Here is a 6418-nt window from a genome sequence, read left to right on the forward strand (position 1 = left end):
TGCCCAGCATCTGGGCGCCTGCCTGAAGCTCAACCCGGAACACGCCGAGGCCCGTCAGTTCATCGACTACCTGAAGCGTAAGAAAGTGGGCGGAGAGTGAACGTATGCCCCGCACCGGGACGCCGCGCGTAACTGATTAGAATGATGCGTAAGATTTAGAATTCTGTTCGCCCTCTTCCCTGCATGCTGGAAGTGTTGTACGTTCCATGAAAGACTCTCGCCAGGGACGGATCTGCTTATGAACTCGACCTATCCCGCACAGCGCATCAACGGCGTGTTTTTCCAGAAGACAATTGCCACTATCGGCACAGGAACGACAATCCGAAAAATTGAGCAGTACGCTTATTTTTTTGTGCAGCAGCGCGAAGACGAGTCGCTTGAACTGCAGGCTCTTGGTCCGGATAACGCGCTTTTCGGCGATGCGAAGAATATAACCCGCGAAGAACTTTTGGAAAGCTACCTGCCGGAGCCTCAGAAATCCCAGGAATACGCCCGACACAGGGCCATGCAGCAGCAGGAGATCCAGAAGGCCGTTGCGCGCGGCGACAAGTTCCTCAAGCGCGGCGAGAACTTTTCTGCCGAGTTCGAGTACAGCAAGGCCCTGGCCCTTGATGAAGAGAACGTGCGCGCCAATTTCGGCATCGGCCTCTGCTACATCGTTCGCGGCGACGAGCCGAAGGCCCGCATGGTCTTCGAGCGGCTGGTGATGATCGATGCGGCTTTTCAGGACGAGCACAAGCACCTGTTCAACGAGTTCGGCATCTCCCTGCGCAAGGCGTCCATGCACGCCGAAGCCATGGCCTTCTATGCCCGCGCCGTGGAGCTTTGCCCGCGCGACGAAAATCTGCACTACAACATGGCCCGCGCCGCCTTCAACATGGGCGAGGCCAAGCTCGCGGCCCAGCACCTGGGCGATTGCCTGAAGCTCAACCCAGAACATTCGGAAGCCCGGCAGTTCGTGGATTTCCTCAAACGCAAGCATTCGGCCGGAGCCTAGCCCGTGCCCAAGGCCCTTGTCCTGGCCGGAACCCACAGCGGCTGCGGCAAGACCTCGGCCACCTTGGGCCTTTTGCGCGCCCTCCGGCGCCGGGGTTTGCGCATGCAGCCCTTCAAGGCCGGGCCGGACTTCATCGATCCCGGCCTGCACGCCGCCGCCGCCGGAACCCCCAGCCACAACCTCGACACCTGGATGCAGCCGCAGGACGCCTTGCGCAGTCTCTTCGCACGGCACGCGCGCGGCGCGGACGTGGTCGTGGTGGAGGGCGTCATGGGGCTGTTCGATGGCCGGAGCGGTGCGGATGAGGCCGGGTCCACCGCGCATCTGGCGAAGCTTCTGGGCCTGCCCGCGCTGCTGGTGGTGGACGCCAAATCCCAGGCGCGTTCCGTTGCGGCGCTGGCGCAGGGCTTCGCCCGTTTCGACCCCGGCCTTCGCCTGGCCGGAGTGATCTTTAATCGCGTGGGCAGCGCCCGGCACGAGGCCATCCTGCGCGAGGCCATGGATTTGGTTCCTGGCGTCTCCGTGCTTGGGTGCCTGCGCCGCAGCCAGGCCGTGCATTTGCCCTCGCGGCACCTGGGGCTGGTGACGGCCCAGGACGCGGCCTGCGAAGCGGAAGGCTGTGCCGCCGGGCTTGAGGCCACCCTTGAGGCCCTGGCGGACTGGGTGGAGCAGGGCGTGGACATTTCGACGCTGCTGGACGCCCTGCCTGATCTCGACCTTTCCGCTTTCCTCGCAGACGAGCCCGCGCCAGTCCCTCGCGCTGCCGCGCGGTCGGACGTGCGCATCGGCGTTGCGCGGGACCGCGCCTTCTGCTTCCTGTACGAAGAGAACCTGCGCCTGCTGGCCCAGGCCGGGGCGGAGGCCGTCTTCTTCTCGCCCCTGTCAGACGCGGCCCTGCCCGAGGAACTGGCCGGACTGTACCTGCCCGGCGGCTACCCGGAGCTCTCTGGGCGTGAGCTTTCCGCCAACGCCTCCATGCGGGCATCGGTGCGGGCTTTTTGTGCTGCGGGCAAGCCCGTGTGGGCCGAGTGCGGCGGGTACATGTATCTGCTGGAGGAGCTGCTGGACGGCGATGGCGTGGCGCATGCCCTGTGCGGAGCGCTGCCGGGCCGGGCCGTGTTGCGCCGAAAGCGCGCGGCCCTGGGCTATCGCGAAGCGCGCACCCTTGCGGCCGGACCGCTGGGGCCTGCGGGCACGGTGTTGCGCGGGCACGAGTTCCATTATTCGGAGTATGAAGGCGGGGCAGGGGAGGCGGGCCAGGCCGCTTTTGCGCTCACGGCCTCGGACGGGACGGAAGCCCTGGACGGCCAGGCTTCAGGCAACATCGTGGGCGGCTATTTCCACGCCCACCTGGCCTCGAACCCGCAGGCGGCGCAGGCCTTTGTGGCGGCCTGCCGCAGTGTCGCGGGCCAGGGGCTGCCGGGTTTTGTGGGTTAGAGGCTAGTGCAGGTACTGGTCGCGCTTCGGCGCTGCCTGGGGTCTGCCGTACTTGATGCGCATGCGCAGCATGCCGCCCACCAGAAGCAGGCTCGCGCCGTTGGCGACGATGACCGCCGCAGCCTTGATGAAGATGCCGTAAACGAGCCAGAGCGCAACGCCCAGGGTCATGGCCCAGTACATGGCCAGGGATATGTCGCCCACGGCCTTGGTGCGCCAAGTGCGCCACACCTGAGGCAGATAGGCCGCAGTGGTGAGGGCGCCGGCTGTCAGGCCGATGTATTCCGCAAACACAAGTTCCATGCACGCTCCCTCTTTAAAGCTTGGCCGCGTGATACCCCATGCGCGGCGAGGGGGCAACAGTGGCCTGGTTCCCGCGTCCACGCCTTGGGCGCGGCCTTGAAAATCGTTGCCTTAGCCCCGTTCCTGGGGGTACAGAATCAGGGATGCGCTCCTTGTGCCCCAGCGGCCCAGGCGCGCCGAATTCTGGAGGCAGCCTTTTGTGAACACCCCGGCCATTGAGATTTCCGACCTCTGGTTCGCCTACGACGGCGTGCGCGTGCTGGAGCAGGTGAACCTGACCCTGCCTGCGGGAGATTTTCTCGCCGTGCTGGGGCCCAATGGCGGTGGCAAGTCCACGCTGCTGAAGCTGCTCCTGGGCCTGGCCCGGCCCGGCGGCGGCTCCTTGCGGGTGCTGGGCCAGTCGCCCGGAGACGCAGGCGGGCGCATCGGCTATCTGCCGCAGTTCACCCAGGTGTCGGCCAGCTTTCCCATCACCGTGCTGGGCGCAGTGAGCCTCGGGCTGGTGCGCCCCGGGCTTGACTGGTTCAAGGGCCGGGCTGAGCGCAGGCGCGAGCGCGAAGCGGCCTTGCAGGCCCTGGAGCGCGTCGGCCTTGCGGACCACGCGGGCCGAAGGCTCTCCGATCTTTCCGGCGGACAGCGCCAGCGCGCGTTCATCGCCCGGGCCATCGTGTCCGGCCCGGAGCTGCTGCTGCTCGACGAACCCACGGCCAGCGTGGACGGCAGGAGCCGCCAGGAGCTCATGGCCTTGCTGGCGAAGCTGAACCGCGACATGACCATCGTCATGGTCAGCCACGACATGTCCACGGTGGACGGCTGCGTCAAGTCCATCGCCTGCGTGAACCGCAGCCTGCACCACCACCCGGACAGCCGCCTGACACCGGAAATTTTCGCCGAGGCTCTGGGCGTGGACCAGGTGGCCGGGTGCCCGGTGGAGCTCCTGGCCCACGGGCCGGTGCCGCACCGTGTGGTGTTCGACCATGACAACCCGGACTGCTGCGGCGGCCGTCACGCCAGCAACGACGACAGGGGGCAGACGTCATGATGGAGGCCCTGTCCTACGACTTCTTCCGCAATGCGCTCATGGCAGGCCTGTTGGTCAGCCTCATTTGCGGGGTCATCGGATCGCTGGTGGTGGTGAACCGCATCGTGTTTCTGGCGGGCGGCGTGGCCCACGCCTCCTACGGAGGGGTGGGGCTGGCCTTCTTTCTCGGCCTGCCCGTGCTGCCCGTGACAGCCGGATTCTCCACCCTGGCGGCCCTGGGCATGGCCTGGGTGACCCTCTCCTCCCGCGAGCGGGCGGACACGGTCATCGGGGTTCTGTGGGCCGCTGGCATGGCCCTGGGCATTATTCTGCTCGACCTGACGCCGGGCTACAACTCCGACCTCATGAGCTATCTTTTCGGCAGCATCCTGGCCGTGCCCGATTCCGATCTCTGGCTTATGGCCTGGCTTTCCGCCGGGGTGCTGGCCCTGGTGGCCGTGTTCTCGCGCGGGCTTCTGGTCATGAGCTTCGACGTGGAGTTCGCGCGCTCGCGCGGGGTGCCGGTGCGTTTCCTGCACTTCCTGCTCATGGGCCTCACCGCCCTGTGCGTGGTCATGGTCATCCGCGTGGTGGGGCTGATTCTGGTGATGGCGCTGTTGACCATCCCGCCCTTCATGGCCGAGCGCCGGGCGCGCTCCCTGCCGGGCATGATGCTTCTGGCCGCGCTTTTGAGCGCCGTGTTCTGCGTGGCCGGCCTGTACCTTTCCTACGCACTCGACCTGACCTGCGGGGCCACCATCATCGCCGTGGCCTGCGTGGGCTTCGTCATTTCCCTGGCCGTGCCCCAGCGGCGCGACGCAGCCACCCAGGCCGGGGCCAAGGGGAGCGCGGCATGAGCGGACGCAAGCAGCTCAGCGCGGCGGATATCGCCCGGCGCATCCAGCGCATGGCGCTCCTTGTGCGCGGCGAGGCCCGGTCGCTTATGCACCTGCGGCCCAAGGCAGCCCAGGGCGCCAAGTCCCAGCCTGGGCCGGAATCCGAGACTCCGTTCGGAAATCCGTCCGGCCTGCACAGCGGCAAGCGCCCCTCGCCTTACACCGGCAAGCATTGCGAAAAGCCCGGCCTGGACGCCGAGCCGAAGACCGGGGAATGGTGGGTGCTGGCCCAGGGCCGCGAGCTGGATCCTGATGATTTCGACGCCCGCGAGGCCGCCCGCGCTGACCTGCTGGAAGCGGTGCTGCGCGCCGGGGTGCTTGTGCCGGAGAATATCTGGGTGTGGGACGAGGCTGGCCGGGCGCAACTGGTGCTGGCTACCCTGCCGACCAAGGAGCGCGCCTGGCGCGTGGCCGAGCGTCTGCGTCAAAAGGGGCTGGCCGTCATCGTGCGCCGGGAAATGCCCTAGCCGACGCGCTCTTCAGGACGAATCAGCGCGAGAAATTGCCCGTGCGCCCGCCGGAAAGGTTCAGCAGGTCCAGCGGGGCCAGCTCCAGGGTGCGGTCAAGCCTGCCCGCGCCGCAGTAGGCCGTGGGCGCGATGGCCAGCACGTCCTCATCCACGAAGATCAGCACTTCTCCATCCACCAAACCATGCCCCTGGCCGTGCAGCGGCGAAACCCCGCCCGGCGCCACGCCGATGCGCTCAAGGACCGAATGCGCCGACAAGGGGGCGAGGTCCTTGCGCTCAACGCCGCACAGCCGCGCCAGCCTGGCGTGGTCCACGCGCAGCGTGCCGCGCAGGGCCGCCAGCACCAGCCGTCCGTCGCGGGTGGCGAAGGCGATGGTCTTGACGATGCGCGCCGTGTCGAAGGTGAGGCTTTCCGCGTCGGCCATGGTGCGCGCGGGGGCGTGCTCGTGCAGGACAAAAGGCAGGCCGCTGGCTCGGACACGTTCCAGCAAGGCTTCGAAGTCGGCGTGCGGGGTAGGCATCAGGCTCCTTTAGACCGCTTTCGCGGCCAGGAAAAACAGGGGGTACTCCCGCACGGCTCCGGCCGCATCGGGCTTGCGCACCAGATGAAAAGGCAGCAGGCGCAGCACCGCCAGGCCCAGATTATGGCACAGGACGCGCAGCGCCTCCGGGTCAAAGCCGTTGTGCGCCGCAGTCGGGCCGTCCGGCGAGGCGTCATGGAAGCTGCCGTCCTCGGGCAGCAGGTCGCCCAGAAGCAGCAGCCCGCCGGGCTAGAGCGCATTGCGCAGGCCGCGCAGCGCGCCTTCCGCGTCCTCGATGTGGTGCAGGGCCATGAGGCTCACGGCCAGATCCGCCGAAGCGTCCGCCAGGGGCAGGGCGTTTATGCCGCCCTCGAAAATCTGGGCGTCGGGCAGGTCCAGCCCGGCCAGCTTGCCGCGCAGCACGTCCAGCATTGCCGCAGAGGCGTCGGCGAAGATGACGCGGGCGGCGTGCTCCTGGGCCAGGCGCAGCCCCAGGGTTCCGGTGCCGCAGCCGAAGTCCAGCACGGTCTTGCCCTCAAGGGCTCCCGCCAGATGCGAGGCCGTGGCCTCAAGCACCTGGGCGTAAAAGGCCTGGCCGATGGCGGCGCGCACGGGGTGGGCGTCCCACTGCGCAGCCCTGGTGGCAAAGGCGTCGGTCATGGCGTTCCCCATCCGCCCGAGTTTCCTGGGCGCACCCCGATGATTCCATGCTCCAGCAGGGATGCCGCGCATTCTGCTACTGGCAGGCCCACCACGTTGGTGTACGAGCCGCTC

Annotated in this window: 8 protein-coding genes; 5 read left to right on the forward strand and 3 right to left on the reverse strand. The window is 67.5% G+C overall.

Annotation, left to right across the window (positions count from 1 at the left end; genetic code table 11):
* Positions 1-238 precede the first annotated feature (238 nt).
* A complete protein-coding gene (locus Q8O35_RS01990; protein ID WP_305570024.1) occupies positions 239-997 on the forward strand; it encodes a tetratricopeptide repeat protein in 759 nt (252 codons plus the stop codon).
* Positions 998-1000: 3 nt separating this feature from the next.
* Positions 1001-2434: a cobyrinate a,c-diamide synthase gene (locus tag Q8O35_RS01995; protein ID WP_305570026.1), complete on the forward strand. Its 1434-nt coding sequence runs from the start codon at positions 1001-1003 to the stop codon at positions 2432-2434.
* Positions 2435-2437: 3 nt separating this feature from the next.
* Here the strand turns inward: Q8O35_RS01995 and Q8O35_RS02000 are convergent, their stop codons facing one another.
* Positions 2438-2737, reverse strand: coding sequence for a SemiSWEET family sugar transporter (locus tag Q8O35_RS02000; protein ID WP_305570028.1), 300 nt, complete (start codon positions 2735-2737; stop codon positions 2438-2440).
* A gap of 199 nt (positions 2738-2936) precedes the next feature.
* On the opposite strand from Q8O35_RS02000, the gene Q8O35_RS02005 reads away from it, so the two are divergent.
* From Q8O35_RS02005 to Q8O35_RS02015, 3 genes are read left to right on the forward strand one after another with little or no spacing between them, the layout of a single operon-like run.
* Entirely contained in the window at positions 2937-3779 is an 843-nt protein-coding gene (locus tag Q8O35_RS02005) for a metal ABC transporter ATP-binding protein (protein WP_305570030.1), read from the forward strand.
* Positions 3776-4615: a metal ABC transporter permease gene (locus Q8O35_RS02010; RefSeq protein ID WP_305570032.1), complete on the forward strand. Its 840-nt coding sequence runs from the start codon at positions 3776-3778 to the stop codon at positions 4613-4615. The genes Q8O35_RS02005 and Q8O35_RS02010 overlap by 4 nt, the downstream gene beginning before the upstream one ends.
* Positions 4612-5121, forward strand: coding sequence for a hypothetical protein (locus Q8O35_RS02015; RefSeq protein ID WP_305570034.1), 510 nt, complete (start codon positions 4612-4614; stop codon positions 5119-5121). Before Q8O35_RS02010 ends, Q8O35_RS02015 begins: the two co-directional genes overlap by 4 nt.
* Before the next feature lie 22 nt (positions 5122-5143).
* Here Q8O35_RS02015 and Q8O35_RS02020 read toward each other — a convergent pair whose 3' ends face one another.
* Both Q8O35_RS02020 and Q8O35_RS02025 read right to left on the reverse strand, forming a co-directional pair.
* Complete coding sequence (locus tag Q8O35_RS02020; protein ID WP_305570036.1) at positions 5144-5644, reverse strand: YbaK/EbsC family protein; 501 nt, start codon at positions 5642-5644, stop codon at positions 5144-5146.
* A 249-nt stretch (positions 5645-5893) separates the two neighbouring features.
* Entirely contained in the window at positions 5894-6304 is a 411-nt protein-coding gene (locus Q8O35_RS02025; protein WP_305570038.1) for a class I SAM-dependent methyltransferase, read from the reverse strand.
* Between the last annotated feature and the right edge of the window lie 114 nt (positions 6305-6418).

The organism is Humidesulfovibrio sp. (assembly GCF_030689645.1).
Lineage (GTDB): Bacteria > Desulfobacterota > Desulfovibrionia > Desulfovibrionales > Desulfovibrionaceae > Humidesulfovibrio.